At 62.8% G+C, this 18,978-nt stretch carries 15 protein-coding genes; 9 read left to right on the top strand and 6 right to left on the bottom strand.

What is annotated here, in order from left to right:
• Window positions 1–81: 81 nt before the first annotated feature.
• Window positions 82–1,158, bottom strand: coding sequence for a 3-deoxy-7-phosphoheptulonate synthase (locus ACN6NG_RS19525; RefSeq protein ID WP_016500541.1), 1,077 nt, complete (start codon window positions 1,156–1,158; stop codon window positions 82–84).
• A 233-nt stretch (window positions 1,159–1,391) separates the two neighbouring features.
• On the opposite strand from ACN6NG_RS19525, the gene ACN6NG_RS19520 reads away from it, so the two are divergent.
• The 3 genes from ACN6NG_RS19520 to cysB all read left to right on the top strand — a co-directional run bounded on the left by ACN6NG_RS19520 (window position 1,392) and on the right by cysB (window position 4,078).
• Complete coding sequence (locus tag ACN6NG_RS19520; protein WP_474315586.1) at window positions 1,392–2,339, top strand: putative 2-dehydropantoate 2-reductase; 948 nt, start codon at window positions 1,392–1,394, stop codon at window positions 2,337–2,339.
• A gap of 138 nt (window positions 2,340–2,477) precedes the next feature.
• Entirely contained in the window at window positions 2,478–2,975 is a 498-nt protein-coding gene (locus tag ACN6NG_RS19515) for a universal stress protein (RefSeq protein WP_016500539.1), read from the top strand.
• A 128-nt stretch (window positions 2,976–3,103) separates the two neighbouring features.
• Entirely contained in the window at window positions 3,104–4,078 is a 975-nt protein-coding gene (gene cysB / locus ACN6NG_RS19510) for an HTH-type transcriptional regulator CysB (protein ID WP_016485905.1), read from the top strand.
• 124 nt (window positions 4,079–4,202) lie between these two features.
• Here cysB and ACN6NG_RS19505 read toward each other — a convergent pair whose 3' ends face one another.
• The 5 genes from ACN6NG_RS19505 to rloA form a co-directional block, all read right to left on the bottom strand.
• A complete protein-coding gene (locus ACN6NG_RS19505; RefSeq protein ID WP_016500538.1) occupies window positions 4,203–4,937 on the bottom strand; it encodes a phosphoadenylyl-sulfate reductase in 735 nt (244 codons plus the stop codon).
• Between the two features lie 79 nt (window positions 4,938–5,016).
• Entirely contained in the window at window positions 5,017–6,360 is a 1,344-nt protein-coding gene (pabB, locus tag ACN6NG_RS19500; RefSeq protein WP_474315582.1) for an aminodeoxychorismate synthase component I, read from the bottom strand.
• Between the two features lie 208 nt (window positions 6,361–6,568).
• Complete coding sequence (locus ACN6NG_RS19495; protein WP_016500536.1) at window positions 6,569–7,549, bottom strand: alpha-L-glutamate ligase-like protein; 981 nt, start codon at window positions 7,547–7,549, stop codon at window positions 6,569–6,571.
• Window positions 7,549–9,084: an osmotic stress tolerance membrane protein RloB gene (gene rloB, locus ACN6NG_RS19490; protein ID WP_063423886.1), complete on the bottom strand. Its 1,536-nt coding sequence runs from the start codon at window positions 9,082–9,084 to the stop codon at window positions 7,549–7,551. Before rloB ends, ACN6NG_RS19495 begins: the two co-directional genes overlap by 1 nt.
• A gap of 5 nt (window positions 9,085–9,089) precedes the next feature.
• Complete coding sequence (gene rloA / locus ACN6NG_RS19485) at window positions 9,090–9,626, bottom strand: retropepsin-like aspartic peptidase RloA (RefSeq protein WP_016500534.1); 537 nt, start codon at window positions 9,624–9,626, stop codon at window positions 9,090–9,092.
• 306 nt (window positions 9,627–9,932) lie between these two features.
• Between rloA and ACN6NG_RS19480 the strand changes: the two genes are divergently transcribed.
• From ACN6NG_RS19480 to prpD, 6 genes are all read left to right on the top strand, one after another.
• Window positions 9,933–10,649 carry a GntR family transcriptional regulator gene (locus ACN6NG_RS19480; RefSeq protein WP_016500533.1) on the top strand — a complete coding sequence of 239 codons (717 nt, stop codon included), beginning with the start codon at window positions 9,933–9,935 and terminating at the stop codon, window positions 10,647–10,649.
• A complete protein-coding gene (gene prpB / locus ACN6NG_RS19475) occupies window positions 10,646–11,536 on the top strand; it encodes a methylisocitrate lyase (protein ID WP_016485912.1) in 891 nt (296 codons plus the stop codon). The genes ACN6NG_RS19480 and prpB overlap by 4 nt, the downstream gene beginning before the upstream one ends.
• Before the next feature lie 59 nt (window positions 11,537–11,595).
• Complete coding sequence (gene prpC, locus ACN6NG_RS19470; RefSeq protein ID WP_016500532.1) at window positions 11,596–12,723, top strand: bifunctional 2-methylcitrate synthase/citrate synthase; 1,128 nt, start codon at window positions 11,596–11,598, stop codon at window positions 12,721–12,723.
• A 583-nt stretch (window positions 12,724–13,306) separates the two neighbouring features.
• Window positions 13,307–15,895: a Fe/S-dependent 2-methylisocitrate dehydratase AcnD gene (gene acnD, locus ACN6NG_RS19465; RefSeq protein WP_063427252.1), complete on the top strand. Its 2,589-nt coding sequence runs from the start codon at window positions 13,307–13,309 to the stop codon at window positions 15,893–15,895.
• A 151-nt stretch (window positions 15,896–16,046) separates the two neighbouring features.
• Window positions 16,047–17,237, top strand: a complete 1,191-nt coding sequence (prpF, locus tag ACN6NG_RS19460; protein ID WP_063427250.1) for a 2-methylaconitate cis-trans isomerase PrpF — start codon at window positions 16,047–16,049, stop codon at window positions 17,235–17,237.
• 170 nt (window positions 17,238–17,407) lie between these two features.
• Complete coding sequence (prpD, locus tag ACN6NG_RS19455; protein ID WP_063427248.1) at window positions 17,408–18,892, top strand: 2-methylcitrate dehydratase; 1,485 nt, start codon at window positions 17,408–17,410, stop codon at window positions 18,890–18,892.
• Window positions 18,893–18,978 lie beyond the last annotated feature (86 nt).

Genomic DNA, 18,978 nt, shown 5'->3' with positions numbered 1-18,978 from the left:
CCTTCAGGGATATGCGATCTCCTGTAGGAGCGGCCTTGTGCCGCGAATGGGACGCGAAGCGGCCCCGCTTTTTTATATCAATCAGCCGCGCTTGCGCTGCGGCAGCACATCCTTGAGCTTGGCATGCATGCTGCGCAAGGTTTTCTCGGTCGCGGCCCAGTCGATGCACGAGTCGGTGACCGAGACGCCGTACTGCAATTCGTTCAGGTCTTTCGGAATCGACTGGCAGCCCCAGTTCAGGTGGCTTTCCACCATCAGGCCAATGATAGACTGGTTGCCTTCGAGGATCTGGTTGGCAACGTTCTCCATGACCAGCGGTTGCAGGGCCGGGTCCTTGTTGGAGTTGGCGTGGCTGCAATCGACCATGATGTTGGCCTTGATCTTGGCTTTGGCCAGGTCCTGCTCGCACAGGGCGACGCTGACCGAGTCGTAGTTCGGCTTGCCGTTGCCGCCGCGCAGTACCACGTGGCCGTACGGGTTGCCCTTGGTGGTGACGATGGACACACCACCTTCCTGGTTGATACCGAGGAAGCGGTGTGGCTTGGACACCGACTGCAGGGCGTTGATGGCAACGGTCAGGCCGCCGTCGGTGCCGTTCTTGAAGCCGACCGCCGAAGACAGGCCCGAGGCCATTTCGCGGTGGGTCTGCGATTCGGTGGTGCGAGCGCCGATGGCCGACCAGCTGATCAGGTCCTGCAGGTATTGCGGGGAAATCGGGTCAAGCGCTTCGGTAGCGGTCGGCAGGCCCATTTCGGCCAGGTCCAGCAGCAGCTGGCGGCCAATGTGCAGGCCATCCTGGATCTTGAACGAGTCATCCAGGTACGGGTCGTTGATCAGGCCTTTCCAGCCGACGGTGGTGCGTGGCTTTTCGAAGTACACACGCATGACCAGGTACAGCGTATCGGACACTTCTGCGGCCAGCACCTTCAGGCGCTCGGCGTATTCGTGGGCGGCCTTGATGTCGTGGATGGAGCAAGGGCCGACCACGACGAACAGGCGATGGTCCTTGCCGTCGAGAATATTGCGCACCACTTCACGGCCGGCAGTCACGGTCTGCAGGGCCTTGGCGCTGAGGGGGATTTCCTTCTTGAGCTGATCGGGGGTGATCAGGGTCTCGTTGGAGGCAACGTTCAAGTCATCGATCGGTAAATCAGCCATCGTGTTACTCGTCAGGTCACGGGTGCCGGCCGCCAACTGTCCCCGTGCGGCCCAGCAGCAAGAATAATCGCAGCGGGGAGCCGAACCTTAGCGCGTTACGGGTGGCGCGACAATGGGCTGAAGTCCCGTCAGCATGCTGTTTTCCCTGCTGTTGTGGCGCTTTGGCGTGCATGGGCTAGCTGGCAGGGTCCAAGCTGTGTAAAAAGAAAGCTGACATTGACCTGGAGATCGGCATGCAGCCGCGCACACCACGCATCGGCATCATTGGCAGCGGAGCTATTGGAGGCTTCTATGGGTTGATGCTGGCACGGGCCGGTTTCGACGTGCATTTTCTGCTGCGCAGCGAGTACCAGGTCGTACGCGAGCAGGGGTTGGCGGTGGACAGCGCGGTACACGGTACGCTGCAGATGAAGGTGCAGGCCTATGCCTATGCCGCCGACATGCCGCCTTGCGACTGGTTGCTGGTCGGTGCCAAGTCCACCAGCAATGACCAGCTGGCGCCACTGATCGTGCAGGCCGCTGCACCCGGCGCCAAGGTGGTACTGCTGCAAAATGGTCTGGGTGTGGAGGAGCAGTTGCGTCCGGCCTTGCGCCGCGACATGCATTTGCTCGGAGGCCTGTGTTTCATCTGCGTCAACCGCCACGCGCCGGGTGTGATTCGTCACCAGGCCCTGGGGGCGGTCAACCTGGGCTATCACAGTGGGCCGGCCAGTGATGGTGGTGCGGCCGTGCTCAGTGAGGGTGCAGGGTTGTTCCAGGCGGCGGGCATCGATTCGCAGGCCATGCCGAACCTGGAGCTGGCGCGCTGGCAGAAGCTGGTATGGAACGTGCCGTACAACGGTCTGTCGGTATTGCTGGGCGAAGGCACCGCCGGGCTGATGGCAAGCAGCCATGGCCGTGAACTGATCCAGGCCCTGATGGCCGAGGTGGTGCAAGGCGCTGCCGCCTGTGGGCATGTGTTGCCCGTGGGGTATGCCGAGCACTTGTTCCAGATGACCGAGCGCATGCCTGACTATTGGCCAAGCATGTTTCACGACTATGCTCTCATGCGCCCGTTGGAGCTGCAGGCTATCTATGCAGAGCCGCTGGCGCGTGCGCGTGCGGCAGGCTGCAGCTTGCCGCGCATGGAAACCCTGTACCAGGCACTAAGTTTCCTCGACACCAGTGATCGGCCCTGCTGACGGCGGCTTTGACCTCGGCGTTGCTTCTTTTGCCCGGCCCTGCAGGCCGCGCAGGCAGCGCGCCGGACGGCAAAGCGTGCGTTCGGCGCGCTGCTAAGCTGAAGCTTGCTCTGCCGTTGCGGCAGTCGAGGAGGTCGAATGATCCGCTCCATGCTGTACGCCACCGACCTCGGTGTCTACGCCCCTTTTGTGATGCAGCACGCGCTGGCCTTGGCGCGCACGTTCAATGCCGAGTTGTATGTCATTCACGCCGTGGAGCCAATGGGCCAGTTCGCCGAATCCCTCCTGCAAAGCTACCTCGATGAGCAGACGCTCGACCAGTTGCATAGCCAGGGGGTGAACGCGGTGATGGCCAACATCGAGCAGCGCGTGCTGGAAAACTTCCGCGATGAGCTGGGCGAGGAGGCCGACCTTGCGGTGATCAAGGCGGTGCGGGTACGCCAGGGCGATCCGGCGCAGGTGATCCTTGACCAGGCGCAGCGGCTTAGCGTCGACCTGTTGATTTTCGGCAGCCACAGCGCCGGCGCCGGCGTGGATGTGCCCTTGGGGCGCACGGCAGTGCGACTGCTGCAACTGTCGCCGGTGCCGGTGTACATGGTGCCTTTGGCGCAGCATCTGGGGCGTAGGAAAACATGAAGTGAAGCGTCTGCTTTTTCCGAGGGTACGTAACAAAATAGTTCTAGATTTATTTCCAGAACCACTAATATAGTTATATATCGTCGCTGCCTGCTGCCGCGGACTCATCGCTGAACCGAGGGAAACCTATGAAGCTTCAACAACTGCGCTACATCTGGGAAGTGGCGCACCATGACCTCAACGTCTCCGCGACGGCGCAGAGCCTGTATACCTCCCAGCCAGGTATCAGCAAGCAGATCCGCCTGCTCGAAGATGAACTGGGTGTTGAAGTCTTTGCTCGCAGCGGCAAGCACCTGACCCGTGTAACCCCGGCCGGTGAGCGCATCATCAATACCGCCGGCGAAATCCTGCGCAAGGTCGAAAGCATCAAGCAGATTGCCCAGGAGTTCTCCAACGAGAAGAAGGGTACGCTGTCCATTGCCACCACCCACACCCAGGCGCGCTATGCCTTGCCGCCGGTGATCAGCAGCTTCATCAAGCAGTACCCGGAAGTGTCCCTGCACATGCACCAGGGTTCGCCCATGCAGATTGCCGAGATGGCTGCGGACGGTACGGTCGACTTTGCCATCGCCACCGAGGCGCTGGAGCTGTTCGGCGACCTGATCATGATGCCGTGCTACAAGTGGAACCGCTGCGTGGTGGTGCCGCAAGGTCACCCGCTGGCCAAGCTGCCGAAACTGACCCTTGAAGCGGTTGCCGAATACCCGATCGTTACCTATGTGTTCGGTTTTACCGGGCGCTCGAAGCTGGACGAAGCCTTCAACCACCGTGGCCTTACGCCAAAAGTGGTGTTCACCGCAGCAGACGCCGACGTGATCAAGACCTATGTGCGCCTGGGGCTGGGCGTAGGTATCGTCGCGGGTATGGCCGTGGACGCCAAACTCGACAATGACCTGGTGGCCCTGGATGCCAGCGAGCTGTTCGAAGCCAGCATTACCAAGATCGGCTTCCGTCGTGGCACCTTCCTGCGCGGCTTCATGTGCGACTTCATCGAGAAGTTCGCCCCGCACCTGACCCGCGAAGTGATGGCCAAGGCCATTCAGTGCCATAACAAGCAAGAGCTTGAAGAGCTGTTCGCTGGCGTTGAACTGCCGGTGCACTGATCCGCAATTGTGCGGGGCCGCTTTGCGGCCCTTTCGCGGCACAAGGCCGCTCCTACAGGGGCATGCGATTTCCTGTAGGAGCGGCCTTGTGTCGCGATAGGGCTGCAACGCAGCCCCGGCTATCTCAAGCCTTGCTGATCAGGTTGCCTGCGTGCAACCCGCATTCCTTCTGCGTCGACTCTTCCCACCACCAACGCCCTTCACGCTCATGCTGGTTTGGTAGTACCGGGCGGGTGCACGGCTCGCAGCCGATGCTGATGAAGCCACGCTCATGCAAGCTGTTGTAGGGCAGCTCAAGCATGCGGATATAACCCCACACTTCCTCACTGCTCATCTGCGCCAGCGGGTTGAACTTGTACAGGGTGCGCTCGGGGGTAGAGAAGGCGCTGTCGATTTCCAGTGCCGCCACCTGGCTGCGGGTGCCCGGGCTCTGGTCGCGGCGCTGGCCGGTGGCCCAGGCGCTCACGGTGGCCAGCTTGCGGCGCAGCGGCTCGATCTTGCGAATACCGCAGCACTCGCCGTGGCCGTCCTTGTAGAAGCTGAACAGGCCCTTTTCCTTGACGAACGGGTCGAGTTTGGCACGGTCGGGGCTGAGCAGTTCAATCGGCAGGTTGTACTGCTCGCGCACCTGGTCGATGAACCGGTAGGTCTCCGGGTGCAGGCGGCCGGTGTCGAGGCTGAACACCTTGACCTGCTTGTTCAGCTTCCAGGCCATGTCGACCAGCACCACGTCCTCGGCGCCGCTGAAAGAGATCCACAAGTCATCACCAAAATGCTCGAAGGCGAGCTTGAGAATGTCCTGCGGGGACTTGTTGGCGTAGGTCGCGGCCAGGGCGGCGACGTCGAAGGGTTGGCTCATCAGGCGGTTTCCATCTTGGCTGTGGCGCTGTGCGCTCGTAGTAAGGTGATGGTAACAAAAAAACGCGGGCTAGACGGACTCACAAGCCCTGCAAGGTCTGCATCAACACCCGCACTTTGGCGATCGACTCTTCATATTCGGCCTGCCATTCGGAGTCGGCCACCACCGCACCGCCGCCCCAGCAACTGACCTGGCCGTCCTTGACCAGCAGGCTGCGAATGGCAATCGAGCTGTCCATCTCGCCGCGCACATCCACATACAGCAGCGAGCCGCAGTAAAGTGCCCGGCGTGCCGGCTCCAGCTCGTCGATGATCTGCATGGCGCGAATCTTCGGCGCCCCGGTGATCGAGCCACCGGGGAAGCTGTCGCCGATGAGGTCCAGGGCATCCTTGTCGCTGGCCAGCTGGCCGGTGATGCTGCTGACCAGGTGGTGGACGTTGGGATAGCTCTCCAGGCTGAACAGCTCCGGTACCTTCACCGAACCGATCTTGCAGGTACGCCCCAGGTCGTTGCGCAGCAGGTCGACGATCATCAGGTTTTCCGAGCGGTCCTTGGGGCTGTGCAGTAGCTCCTCGGCATTGCGCTTGTCCTCAATCGGGTCGCTGGCGCGCGGGCGAGTGCCCTTGATAGGCCGGGTTTCCACCTGCCCCTGGCTGACGCGGATGAAGCGCTCCGGGGAGAAACTGAGCAAGGCACTGCCATCGGCCAGTTGCTGGTAGCCGGAAAACGGCGTCGGGCAAGCTTGGCGCAGGGCTTGATAGGCGCGCCAGGGATCGCCCTGGCAGGGCGCGCGAAAGCGTTGGGTAAGGTTGATCTGGTAGCAGTCGCCGGCCTGGATGTAGCGCTGTACCTGGTCGAAGGCGGCCCGATACTGTTCGGGCTGCAGGTCACCGGCCATCGGCGCGAGCAGCTGGAAGTTGCCGCTTGCAGTGCTGCAGTCGCCTTCGAAAAGCGTGATCAGGCGTTCGCGTTCACTGTCGGCCAGGCTTGGGTGGAACACCAGCTGGCTGGTGCCGTGCAGGTGGTCGCTGACCAGTGCCCAGGCATACAAACCCAGTTGTGCGTCGGGCAGGCCGAGGTCATCCACGGCCAGGCTTGGCAGGTGTTCCAAGCGGCGACCGAAGTCGTAGCTCAGGTAGCCGATCAGGCCGCCGGCGAAGGGTAGCTCGCTGCCTTCGGGCAGTTGCGCATGGCCCAGGTTGGCCAGGCCGGCGCGCAGGCGCTGGAGGAAGGTGCTGCCTTGTTCATCGGGGTGCGCTTGCAGCTGTTGCAGCGGCCAGGCGCTGAGCAGGTCGAAGCGGCCGCGTTCGGCGCCGGGGCGGGCGCTGTCGAGCAGGATCGCGCCGGGGGCCTGGCGCAGGCGGGCGAAATAGGCGGCTGGGTCAGGCTGGTAGGGCAGGGGATAAAGCGTACAGGTCGGCATCAGTGTGGACGGCGATGTAAAAGCGAGGAGGGCGATTGTAGACCTGTGTAGGAAAAGCGCCTAGCACTGGGCGCGACATTCAACAGTGTGTTTGGCCCATTCGCAGCACAAGGCTGCTCCTACAGGTGAAACGCAGCCCTGCAAGCCTGCACAGTACCTGTAGGAGCAGCCTTGTGCTGCGAATGGGCTGCAAGGCAGCCCCGGCAATTCAGCGGTTAGGCACGTGCCCGAACAAACCCTGTGCTACCCGAACCCGCTGTTCGGCATCCTCGGTAATGCCATCCTTGGCCAGCGCTTCGATATGCGCCTCAATGGCGTGGGTGCGCTGGGTCAGGCCGCAGTCGTTGGCAATCTGGATGTTAAGGCCCGGGCGGGCGTTGAGCTCCAGGATCAGCGGGCCTTTTTCCTGGTCCAGCACCATGTCCACGCCGATGTAGCCCAGCCCGCACAGTTCATAGCAGCCGGCGGCCAGCTTCATGAAGCCGTCCCAGTTCGGCAGCTGTACGCCATCCACCGCATTGGTGGTGTCCGGGTGCTTGCTGATGATGTTGTTCAGCCAGGTACCGCGCAGGGTCACGCCGGTGGCCAGGTCAACGCCCACGCCGATGGCGCCCTGGTGCAGGTTGGCCTTGCCGCCGGACTGGCGGGTCGGCAGGCGCAGCATGGCCATTACCGGGTACCCCATCAGCACGATGATGCGGATGTCCGGCACCCCTTCGTAGCTGATGCTTTTGAAGATCTGGTCGGGGGTAACCCGGTACTCGATCAGCGCGCGGTCGCGGTGGCCGCCCAGCGAGTACAGGCCGGTGAGGATGCTCGAAATCTGGTGTTCGATTTCCTCATGGCTGATGATCTTGCCCGACACCGTGCGGTAGCGGTCCTCGAAGCGGTCGGCGATCACCAGGATGCCGTCACCGCCGGCGCCTTGCGCCGGCTTGATGACGAAATCGCTGCGCCCGCCAATGATCTGGTCGAGCTTGTCGATTTCTTTCTCGGTTTCGATGATGCCGTACATTTCCGGCACATGGATACCGGCCGCCAGGGCGCGCTCCTTGGTGATGATCTTGTCGTCGACGATCGGGTACAAGCTGCGCTTGTTGTACTTCAACACGTAGTCCGCGTTGCGCCGGTTGATACCCATGATGCCCCGGGCCTCCAGGGCTTTCCACGTCTTGATCAGGCCAAACATCAGGCGTCAGCCTTCTTCAGGAATGCCTTGAAGCGCACGAGTTCGGTCAGGCGGTAGCCACGGTAGCGGCCCATCGCCAGCATGAAGCCCACCAGGATCAGCAGTACGGCCGGGAACGTGAACACGAAGTACACCAGCTCCGGCACCATCATCAGCAGGTGCGCCAAAGAGGCTGCAAACAGGGTGCCGATGGCCACTTTCATGGCATGGCCACCGCCACGTTCTTCCCAGGTGATCGACAGGCGCTCGATGGTCATGGTCAGGATTACCATCGGGAACAATGCCACCGACAGCCCGCGCTCAAGGCCCAGCTTGTGGCTGAACAGGCTGATGGCGGCGATCAGCACCACGACGAAGGTCAGCACCACCGACAGGCGTGGCAGCATTTGCAGCTTGAGGTGTTCCAGGTATGAGCGTAACGACAGGCCAAGCGCGGTAATCACCGTGAACAGCACGATGCCAAAGCCCAGTTGGGTCTCGCGGAAGGCCAGGGCGATCAGCACGGGGGTGAAGGTACCCAAGGTCTGCAGGCCGATCAGGTTGCGCAGCACCAGGATCACCAGCACGCCGATAGGGATCATGACCATGATCATGAAGGTTTGCTGGGTCTGCAGCGGCAGGCTGTACAGCGAGTACTCGAGGAAGTCGGCGTCGGTGTTCTCGTCGGTCAGCTTGGCCAGGCGGATGGCGTTCATCTCGCTGTTGTTCATGCTGAAGGTGACGTTGGCCTTCTTGCCGCCATCGACGGTGATCAGGTTGTCGTCACCGGTCCACCACAGCAGGCGGTCGCTGGGCAGGCCTTGCTCGCCGGTGTCGGGGTTGAAGTACAGCCAGTCGTTACCGTTGAAGCTGCGCAACCACAGTTCCGGGGTTTGCGGGGTGTCGGCCACCAGGCGGATGGTGTGCACCTTTTCCATCGGTACGTGGGCGATCGACAGCAGCAGGTCGATGATCTGGGCTTTCTTCATCGGCGAGGTGTCGCCGGCCAGCAGCAGCTTGACGTTGTCGTCGTTGAGGTTGTTGACCCGCTTGATGGTCTCGCTGACGAAGGTCTCGACGTCGGCAGAGTGCTGGCGAATCGGCGCCATCAGGGCTTCGGCAGCGATCTTCTCGGGGCCGTCGATAGCCAGGCTGTCACGGAAGGTCGGGCCTTTGACCGTGGTCTTCTCGTTGCTGTAGCGCTTGGTCAGCACCAGGCGGTAGTAGAGGGTCTGGTTGCCGCTGGCGCGGCGGGCCGACCAGGTGACCTTGCGGTTACCGTCGGCACGGTTGACGCTCACCCCGTAGTTGTTGGAGATGAAGCTCTCGTTGAGGCTGACATAGTCGCGGTTCAGCGGTGGCACGAACATCTGCACCTTGACCGGGTCCTTGGTGCTGGCCACGAACTCGACCTTGGCGTCGATGTTCCACAGGTCGTCGGTTTCATCCTCGGTCACCGGGATGCCGAGGAAGAAGATCTGGTAAGCCGTGACCGCCACACCCAGTAGCACCAGTACGGTGATCAGGACTTTCAGATGGAGGGTAAGAGAGCGCATCGGAATTACTCTGCTTTGTGAGCGTCGGTGGCACAGGCAGGTTTGCCGGCCGCATATTTAAGGCTTGGGTCGACCAGCGCGTCGAAGTGCTTGAGTGCCTCCGAGCCGATCAGCAGCGGGAACTGGAAGGCGCTGCGGTCGGTGAGGTTGACTTCGATGGTGCGCATGGCCTGGCCCATGCAGATTTCAAGTTCGATGACCGGGCGTGCCGTGTAGGCCTTGCCCGATTCGGCATCATAGTCGCCGGCCCGGCGCTTGATCTTGCTTACGCGTGCCAGCGGGCGCTCGATCGGGTGCGAGTGGGCAGCATCGATGGCCAGGTAGAAGCGCACCCAGCTTTCGCCGTTGCGCTTGAACCGCTTGATATCGCGGGCGCTGAGCGAGGCGGTCTTGGCGCCGGTGTCGAGCTTGGCGGCCACTTCCAGGTCCAGGTCGCCCAGCCGTGCATATTCGTTGAGACCATAGACGGTCTTGCCCGCAGCCTGACCAAGGGCCGGCAGCAGGGTGAGGCATAGCAGCAATAAAACGGGTGTAAGTCTCATAATCCTGGCGCGGTGCAGTGCAAGGTTCTAGGCAAGGTTCTGGTCAAGGCGACTGGCAACTACTGCGCAAGCTTCCTCTTTTATCTGTCAACAAGCATGAATGTATGACAGACAGGCTATCCATACCCCATCGGAGGCGCGGCATTCTATCACGCCGACGTCTTGACGCCAGCGGTGCGCGATCTGACAGCACCGGGCGGGGGTTAGTTCGTTATTAGACAATTGTCGACAATGTTCATTTTGTCTTTGACTGTAGAGCCTGTTTTGGTTAATTTCTGGCAAAGAGATTTTCAAGGTGTCGACAATATGCAGGACCTTTCCACCGCCAGCCCGGTGCTGACAGACGAAACGGAAACCTTGTCTGAAAACGTCTTCCGGCGTATTCAGGCGGCCATCGTCAAGGGCGAAATTGCCCCCGGCAGCAAGATTTCCGAGCCGGAGCTGGCGCGCACCTACGGCATCAGCCGTGGGCCATTGCGCGAGGCCATCCACCGCCTGGAAGGCCAGCGCCTGCTGGTGCGCGTACCGCATGTGGGCGCGCGCGTGGTGTCGCTGAACCACGCCGAACTGATCGAACTGTACGAAATCCGCGAGTCGCTGGAAGGCATGGCCTGCCGTCTGGCAGCCGAACGCATGAGTCAGGGCGACATCGACGAACTGCGCCGTGTGCTTGATACCCATGAGCGCGATGCCGCATTCCAGGCTGGTGTGGGTTACTACCAGCAGGAAGGCGACTACGACTTCCATTACCGGATCATCCAGGGCAGCGGCAACCAGACCCTGGTCAAGATGCTGTGCGGCGAACTGTACCAACTGGTGCGCATGTACCGCATCCAGTTCTCTGCCACGCCCAATCGGCCACGCCAGGCCTTTGCCGAACACCACCGAATCCTCGATGCCATCGCCGACCGTGACGGCGAGCTGGCCGAACTCCTGATGCGCCGCCACATCGGCGCGTCCAAGCGCAACATCGAGCGTCACTATCTGGACGCCCACAACAACAGCCCACGAGGTGAGAAATGACTGTGAAGAGCACCCCCGGTCAGCGTTTCCGCGACGCCGTTGCTGCCGAACATCCCCTGCAGGTGGTTGGCGCCATCAACGCCAACCATGCCCTGCTGGCCAAACGCGCCGGCTTCAAGGCCATCTATCTGTCCGGTGGCGGCGTGGCCGCAGGCTCGCTGGGCTTGCCGGACCTGGGCATCACCGGCCTGGACGACGTGCTCACCGATGTGCGCCGCATTACCGACGTGTGCGACGTGCCGTTGCTGGTGGATGTCGACACTGGCTTCGGTGCGTCGGCCTTCAATGTGGCCCGCACCGTACGCTCGATGAGCAAGTTCGGCGCTGCTGCCATCCATATCGAGGACCAGGTTGGCGCCAAACGCTGTGGCCACCGTCCGAACAAGGAAATCGTCAGCCAGCAGGAAATGGTCGACCGCATCAAGGCCGCTGTCGATGCCCGTAGCGACGACAGCTTCGTGATCATGGCGCGTACCGACGCCTTGGCCGTCGAAGGCCTGAACGCTGCCCTTGATCGCGCCGAGGCCTGCATCGAGGCTGGCGCCGACATGATCTTCCCGGAAGCCATCACCGAACTGCAGATGTACAAGACATTCGCTGATCGGGTAAAGGCACCAATTCTGGCCAACATCACCGAATTCGGCGCCACGCCGTTGTACACCACCGAAGAGCTGGCCTCGGTCGACGTGTCGCTGGTGTTGTACCCGCTGTCGGCGTTCCGTGCCATGAACAAGGCCGCCGAGAACGTGTACACCGCGCTGCGCCGCGACGGCACACAGAAAAACGTGATCGACACCATGCAGACCCGCATGGAGCTCTACGATGCCATTGGTTACCACGCCTTCGAGCAGAGCCTCGACGCGCTGTTTGCCCAGAAAAAGGGCTGAGCAACACCCCGAATTAGCCAGCAAGAAATCCATAACAAATTCAAGAAAGGAGAAACACCATGGCCGAAGCGAAAGTACTCAGTGGCGCAGGCCTGCGTGGCCAGGTGGCCGGCCAGACCGCACTGTCGACCGTTGGCCAGGCCGGTGCCGGGCTGACCTACCGGGGTTACGACGTGCGTGACCTGGCGGCAGGTGCCGAGTTCGAAGAAGTCGCTTACCTGCTGCTGTACGGCGAGCTGCCAACCCAGGCCGAGCTGGCCGACTACAAGCTCAAGCTCAAAGGCCTGCGTGACCTACCGCAAGCATTGAAGGAAGTGCTGGAGCGTATTCCGCGTGACGCCCACCCGATGGACGTGATGCGCACCGGTTGCTCGGTACTGGGTACACTGGAGCCCGAGCTCACCTTCGAAGCCCAGCGCGACAAGACCGACCGCCTGCTGGCGCTGTTCCCGGCAGTGATGTGCTACTGGTACCGCTTCACCCACCATGGCGTGCGCATCGATTGCACCAGTGACGAAGACACGCTCGGCGGCCACTTCCTGCACCTGCTGCACGGCAAGAAGCCGAGCGAGCTGCACGTCAAGGTCATGAACGTGTCGCTGATCCTGTACGCCGAGCACGAGTTCAACGCCTCCACGTTCACCGCCCGCGTTTGCGCCTCGACCCTGTCCGACCTGTACTCGTGCGTCACCGCTGCCATCGGCTCGCTGCGCGGCCCGCTGCACGGCGGTGCCAACGAGGCGGCGATGGAGCTGATCGAGCGCTTCCAGAGCCCGCAGGAAGCCACCGCCGAGCTGCTGCGCATGCTGGAGCGCAAGGACAAGATCATGGGCTTTGGCCATGCCATCTACAAAGAGTCCGACCCGCGCAACGAGGTGATCAAGGGCTGGTCGAAGCAGCTGGCCGACGAAGTGGGCGACAAGGTGCTGTACCCGGTTTCCGAAGCCATCGACAAGACCATGTGGGAGCAAAAGCGCCTGTTCCCCAACGCTGACTTCTACCATGCCTCGGCGTACCACTTCATGGGCATCCCGACCAAGCTGTTCACCCCGATCTTCGTCTGCTCGCGCCTGACCGGCTGGGCAGCCCACGTCTTCGAGCAGCGCGCCAACAACCGCATCATCCGCCCGAGCGCCGAGTATGTCGGCGTCGAGCAGCGCCAGTTCGTGCCGATCGAGCAGCGCTGACAGACCGAACCTGTGGGGTGGCCTGTTCCGGCCTCATCGCCGGCAAGCCAGCTCCCACAGGTGTTGCACCGCCTTTGAGGCTTGTGCTGTACCTGTGGGAGCTGGCTTGCCGGCGATGAGGCCGGAGCAGCCAACACAGGACAGCACCGCCTTCGAGGCTTGTGCTGTACCTGTGGGAGCTGGCTTGCCGGCGATGAGGCCGGAGCAGCCAACACAGAGCAGCACCGCCTTTGAGACTTGTGCTGTACCTGTGGGAGCTGGCTTGCCGGCGACGAGGTCGGACCAGCCAACACAGGACAGCACCGCCTTCGAGGCTTGTGTTGTACCTGTGGGAGCTGGCTTGCCGGCGATGAGGCTGGAGCAGCCAACACAGGACAGCACCGCCTTCGAGGCTTGTGCTGTACCTGTGGGAGCTGGCTTGCCGGCGATGAGGCCGGAGCAGCCAACACAGGACAGCACCGCCTTTGAGACTTGTGCTGTACCTGTGGGAGCTGGCTTGCCGGCGATGAGGCCGGAGCAGCCAACACAGGACAGCAATTAGAAAACTATCCACGACCGTACCGTGACCGAGCCTGATAACGATATGAACACAGCATTCCGCAAGCACCTGCCAGGCACCGACCTGGACTACTTCGATGCCCGTGCGGCGGTCGAGGCGATCAAGCCCGGCGCCTACGACGGCCTGCCTTACACGTCCCGCGTGCTCGCCGAGAACCTGGTGCGCCGCTGCGACCCGGCCACCCTCGACGCCTCGCTGGGCCAACTGATCGAACGCCAGCGCGATCTCGACTTCCCGTGGTTCCCGGCCCGCGTGGTGTGCCACGACATCCTCGGCCAGACCGCGCTGGTCGACCTCGCCGGCCTGCGTGATGCCATCGCCGACAAGGGTGGCGACCCGGCCGCCGTCAACCCGGTGGTGCCGGTGCAGCTGATCGTCGACCACTCGCTGGCAGTGGAGTGCGGTGGCTTCGACCCACAGGCCTTCGAAAAGAACCGCGCCATTGAAGACCGCCGCAACGAAGACCGCTTCCACTTCATCAACTGGACCAAGAAGGCGTTCAAGAACGTCGACGTGATCCAGCCGGGCAATGGCATCATGCACCAGATAAACCTGGAGAAGATGTCGCCTGTCATCCATAGCGACCGCGGCGTGGCCTACCCGGACACCTGCGTCGGTACCGACAGCCACACCCCGCATGTCGACGCCCTGGGCGTGATCGCCATTGGCGTTGGCGGCCTGGAAGCCGAAAACGTGATGCTCGGCCGCGCTTCGTGGATGCGCCTGCCGGAAATCGTCGGCGTCGAGCTGACCGGCAAGCTGGCACCGAACATCACCGCCACCGACCTGGTGCTGGCCCTGACCGAATTCCTGCGTAAACAGAAAGTCGTTGGCGCCTACCTGGAATTCCACGGCGAGGGCGCCCGCGCGCTGACCTTGGGTGACCGCGCCACCATTTCCAACATGGCCCCGGAATACGGCGCCACCGCCGCTATGTTCGCCATCGACCAGCAGACCATCGACTACCTGCGCCTGACCGGCCGCGAAGAGCAGCAGGTCAAGCTGGTGGAAACCTATGCCAAGGCCACCGGCCTGTGGGCCGACAGCCTGGGCGGCGCCGTCTACGAGCGCACCCTGAGCTTCGACCTGTCGAGCGTGGTGCGCAACATGGCCGGCCCGTCCAACCCGCACGCGCGCGTGGCTACCAGCGACCTGGCAGCCAAAGGCATTGCCGGCAGCTGGGAAGAGGTGCCGGGGCAGATGCCGGACGGCGCGGTGATCATTGCCGCCATCACCAGTTGCACCAATACCAGCAACCCGCGCAACGTGATTGCTGCAGGCCTGATTGCACGCAATGCCAACAGGCTGGGCCTGGCCCGCAAGCCGTGGGTCAAGTCGTCGCTGGCGCCAGGCTCCAAGGCTGTGCAGCTTTACCTGGAAGAAGCCGGGCTGGAGAAAGAGCTGGAGCAACTCGGTTTCGGTATCGTTGCCTTCGCCTGCACCACCTGCAACGGGATGTCTGGCGCCCTGGACCCGGCGATCCAGCAGGAAATCATCGACCGCGACCTGTACGCCACCGCCGTGCTGTCGGGCAACCGCAACTTCGACGGGCGTATCCACCCGTATGCCAAGCAGGCCTTCCTGGCTTCGCCGCCGCTGGTGGTGGCCTATGCCATTGCCGGTACCATCCGCTTCGACATCGAGAAGGATGTGCTGGGCGTGGTCGATGGCAAGGAAATCCGCCTCAAGGACATCTGGCCGAGCGATGAAGAGATCGACGCCGTGGTGCGGGCCGCGGTCAAGCCAGAACAGTTCCGCAAGGTGTACATCCCGATGTTCGCCATCGAGGAAGACCGCGGGCCGAAGGTGGCGCCGCTGTATGACTGGCGCCCGATGAGCACGTACATCCGTCGCCCGCCGTATTGGGAAGGTGCGTTGGCGGGTGAGCGAACCCTGCGCGGCATGCGCCCGCTGGCGGTGCTGCCGGACAACATCACCACCGACCACCTGTCGCCGTCCAACGCCATCATGCTCGACAGCGCTGCCGGTGAGTACCTGGCGAAAATGGGCTTGCCGGAGGAGGACTTCAACTCCTACGCCACCCACCGAGGCGACCACCTGACGGCTCAGCGTGCCACCTTCGCCAACCCCAAGCTGTTCAACGAAATGGTGCGCAAGGAAGACGGCAGCGTGAAGCAGGGCTCGCTGGCGCGTATCGAGCCGGAAGGCAAGGTCACCCGCATGTGGGAGGCCATCGAGACCTACATGCAGCGCAAACAGCCGCTGATCATCGTGGCCGGCGCCGACTACGGCCAAGGTTCGTCCCGCGACTGGGCGGCCAAGGGCGTGCGCCTGGCGGGTGTCGAGGCCATCGTCGCCGAAGGCTTCGAGCGCATTCACCGCACCAACCTGGTGGGTATGGGCGTGTTGCCGCTGGAGTTCAAGCCAGGCACCGACCGCAAGACCCTTGGCCTGGACGGCAGCGAGACCTATGACGTGCTGGGCGCACGTACGCCACGGGCGACCCTGACGTTGGTGGTTACCCGCGCCAATGGCGAGCGCCTGGAAGTGCCGGTGACCTGCCGCCTGGACACCGCCGAGGAAGTGTCGATCTACGAAGCGGGCGGGGTGCTGCAACGCTTTGCCCAGGACTTCCTCGAAGCGACCGCCTGAGCATGAAACGGGGGCCGCTCTGCGGCCCTTTCGCGACACAAGGCCGCTCCCACAACGGGCGGCGCAGTACCTGTGGGAGCGGCCTTGTGTCGCGAAAGGGCTGCATAGCAGCCCCAGGGTATTTCACCGGACTATCAGGATGCCCAAGACAATGGCACATGTACCCCAGATCAAAATCCCCGCCACCTACATCCGTGGCGGCACCAGCAAAGGCGTGTTCTTCCGCCTGCAAGACCTGCCGGAGCAGGCGCAGATCCCCGGCCCCGCCCGTGACGCACTCCTGCTGCGGGTAATAGGCAGCCCCGACCCCTATGGCAAACAGATCGACGGCATGGGCGGCGCCACGTCGAGCACCAGCAAGACCGTGATCCTGTCGCAAAGCATCAAGCCCGAACACGATGTCGACTACCTGTTCGGCCAGGTCAGCATCGACAAGGCGTTCGTCGACTGGAGCGGCAACTGCGGCAACCTGTCTGCTGCGGTCGGTTCGTTCGCTATCAGCAGTGGCCTGGTCGATCCGGCGCGCATTCCGCGCAACGGCATCGCCACGGTGCGCATCTGGCAGGCCAATATCGGCAAGACCATCATCGCCCATGTCCCGATCACTGAAGGTGAAGTGCAGGAAACCGGCGACTTCGAGCTGGACGGGGTGACATTCCCGGCTGCCGAGGTGCAACTGGAGTTCCTCGACCCGGCGGCCGACGACGGTGACGACGGCGGTGCGATGTTCCCCACTGGCAGCCTGGTCGATGACCTGGAGGTGCCGGGTGTCGGCACCTTCAAGGCCACCTTGATCAACGCTGGCATCCCGACCATCTTCGTAAACGCGGCGGATATCGGCTACACCGGTACCGAACTGCAGGACGCCATCAACGGCGACCCGCAGGCGCTGCTGCGTTTCGAGACCATTCGTGCTTATGGCGCCGTGCGCATGGGCTTGATCGACAATGTCGACCAGGCTGCCGGGCGTCAGCACACACCAAAAGTGGCGTTCGTTGCGCCGCCGAGCACCTACACTGCGTCCAGTGGCAAGGCGGTGCAGGCAGGCGATATCGACCTGCTGGTACGGGCCCTGTCGATGGGCAAGCTGCACCATGCCATGATGGGTACGGCGGCGGTGGCGATCGGCACCGCAGCGGCCATTCCGGGTACGCTGGTCAACCTCGCCGCTGGCGGGGGCGAGCGCAGCGCTGTGCGTTTTGGCCACCCTTCGGGCACCTTGCGGGTCGGGGCCGAGGCGCGCCGGGTGGAGGGTGAGTGGACAGTGACCAAGGCAATCATGAGCCGCAGTGCTCGCGTGCTGATGGAGGGCTGGGTTCGCGTGCCTGGCGATAGCTTCTAAAGCACCACTGGCGCTCGGTTTTAGTTCGTCGGGGCCGCTTTGCGGCCCTTCGCGGGCTTGCCCGCTCCCACAGGTAACCACAGGTTCTGAATGCTGTGGTCAACCTGTGGGAGCGGGCGAGCCCGCGAAGGGCTGCAAAGCAGCCCCGGCAATTCTGAAGGGAGCTGGATATGAGCGCCAACGTAGACCTCAATGACCGCCCGGACTACGACCGGGTGTTGCAGACCCTGGCCGATTACGCCCTCGGCTACCGGGTCGATTCCGCCGAAGCCCTGGCCACCGCGCGCAACTGCCTGATGGACACCCTCGGCTGCGGCCTGCTGGCCCTGCGCTTCCCTGAATGCACAAAACTCCTCGGCCCTCAGGTGGAAGGCACGCTGGTGCCCAATGGCGCCCGCGTCCCCGGCACCGCCTACCGCCTCGACCCGGTCAAGGCCGCCTGGGACATCGGCTGCACGGTGCGCTGGCTGGACTACAACGACACCTGGCTGGCCGCTGAATGGGCTCACCCCTCGGACAACCTTGGCGGCATCCTGGCCGTTGCCGATCACCTGTCGCAGAAGCACGTCGCAGCAGGTGAGGCGCCGCTGCTGATGCGCGATGTGCTTGAAGCCATGGTCATGGCCCATGAGATTCAGGGTGTGCTGGCACTGGAAAACTCCTTCAACCGCGTCGGCCTCGATCACGTGATTCTGGTGAAGGTGGCCTCAACCGCCGTGTGTGCCAGGCTGATGGGGGCCAATCGCGAGCAGATGCTCTCGGCCTTGTCCCACGCCTTCGTCGACGGCCAGGCCCTGCGCACCTACCGCCACGCGCCCAACGCCGGTTCTCGCAAGTCCTGGGCCGCGGGCGATGCTTCCAGCCGGGGCGTGCGCCTGGCCGATATCGCCCTGCGTGGCGAGATGGGCGTGCCGGGCGTGCTCACGGCGCCGCAGTGGGGGTTCTACGACGTATCGTTCAGTCATACCAACAAAGACTTGGCGCTCAAGCCTGCCGGGCAGTACGAGCTGCGTCTGCCTCAGGCCTTGGGCAGCTATGTGATGGAAAACGTGTTGTTCAAGGTCAGTTTCCCTGCCGAATTTCATGCCCAGACCGCCTGTGAGGCGGCTGTGACCCTGCATCCACTGGTGCGCAACCGTCTGCATGAAATCGACCGCATCGTCATCACCACCCAGGAGTCAGCGATCCGCATCATTTCCAAGAGCGGCCCGCTGGCCAATGCTGCCGACCGTGATCACTGCCTGCAGTACATGGTGGCGGTACCGTTGATCTTCGGCCATTTGGTGGCGGAGCACTATGAAGATGTTTTCCATGCCAACCACCCGAGCATCGATCGCCTGCGCGAGAAGATGGAAGTGGTGGAAGACCTGCGCTTCAGCCGCGAGTACCTGGAGCCCGACAAGCGCTCGATCGCTAATGCGCTGCAGGTGTTCTTCAAGGATGGCAGCAGCACTGACCAAGTGGTGGTGGAATACCCGATCGGGCACCGGCGGCGGCGAGGGGAGGGCATACCGTTGCTGGAGGCCAAGTTCAGGGCAAACCTGGGGACGCGATTTGCCCGTCAGCGGTGTGCCCAGATTGTGGATGTGTGCAAGGACCAGCAGCAGCTGGAAAGTATGGCAGTGCACAGGTTTGTGGATTTGTTTGTGATTTGAGGTTGCCTGTACTGGCCCTATCGCCGGCAAGCCAGCTCCCACAGGTACTCCAAAGCTCTCAAGACCTGTGGAGTACCTGTGGGAGC

The organism is Pseudomonas sp. TSO6 (assembly GCF_056098905.1).
This window is presented reverse-complemented; position numbering and strand designations above follow the sequence as displayed.